The sequence below is a fragment of the Rhodococcus zopfii NBRC 100606 = JCM 9919 genome, from assembly GCF_001895025.1.
Taxonomy (GTDB): domain Bacteria; phylum Actinomycetota; class Actinomycetes; order Mycobacteriales; family Mycobacteriaceae; genus Rhodococcus; species Rhodococcus zopfii.
Genome location: NZ_BCXI01000128.1, coordinates 1 through 1,091, shown reverse-complemented (window position 1 = coordinate 1,091; position 1,091 = coordinate 1). Strand labels below are relative to the sequence as shown.

At 67.6% G+C, this 1,091-nt stretch carries 1 protein-coding gene; it reads left to right on the top strand.

Annotated elements, in window-relative coordinates; all coding sequences use genetic code 11:
• Positions 1 to 159: 159 nt before the first annotated feature.
• Positions 160 to 1,091, top strand: a 932-nt coding sequence (istA, locus tag RZ1_RS29430) for an IS21 family transposase (RefSeq protein ID WP_139282083.1), incomplete at its 3' end; no start/stop codon positions are given.

Here is a 1,091-nt window from a genome sequence, read left to right as displayed (position 1 = left end):
GGGGTTGGTCCGTCACGTAATTCCCCACCCGGCCGTCACGTAATTCCCCACCTCGGGGCGTGTCGGCCGGGGTTCCGGCGCTGCTGCAGGTTCGCTCCTGACTGGGCCACCGACAACGGCCCGGGAAGGGGCCTGACGGTGGCAAGGAGAACGTGGACAATGACCGATCTGATGGAGTTGTTCCGGCATTGGCATGCCGGCCGGTCTCAGGTGCAGATCTCGACGGCCCTGGGGATCGACCGCAAGACGATCCGGAAGTACCTGGCACCCGCGTTGGCGGCCGGGCTGGCGCCCGGCGAGGGCGGGAAGTTCGACGAGGCGCTCTGGCGGGAGCTGATCTCGGGGTGGTTTCCCGAGGTCGGCGACCCGGCAGCGCGGGCGGTGACGTGGCCGGCGATCGCCGCGCACCACGACTGGATTAGCGGGCAGTTGAAGGCGTCGGTGACGGTCGCGACGATTGCGCAACGTCTGCGTGACGACCACGGTGTGGCGGTGTCCGAATCGACGGTACGTCGTTATGTGGCAGCGCAATTCGCCGAAGATGTGGCGGAGGCGAAGGTGACGGTGCCCCGGGGCCCGGTTCCACCGGGCGACGAGGCCCAGGTCGACTACGGCAAGCTCGGCATGTGGCGCGATCCGGCCACCGACCGGCGGGTGGCGGTGTGGGCGTTCGCGATGATTCTGACCTGCTCGCGGATGCTGTTCGTGCAGCCGGTGCTGCGGATGGATCAGTCCTCGTGGTGCGCCTCGCACGTCGCGGCGTTCGAGTTCTTCGGTGGTGTCCCGGCCCGGATGGTGTGCGACAACCTCAAAACCGGGATCGACCGGCCGGACCTGTACGACCCGAAGATCAACCGTGCCTATGCCGAGCTCGCCCTGTTCTACGGGCTGTTGATCGATCCGGCTCGCGCCGGCAAACCGAAGGACAAACCCCGGATCGAGCGTCCGATGCCCTATATCCGCGACTCGTTCTTCAAGGGCCGCGAGTTCAGCTCACTGGCGCAGATGCAGGACGCCGCTCTGACCTGGTGCACCGACGTCTACGGCCGGCACCAGCACCGCGGCCTCGACGGAACCCCACCAGCGACGGT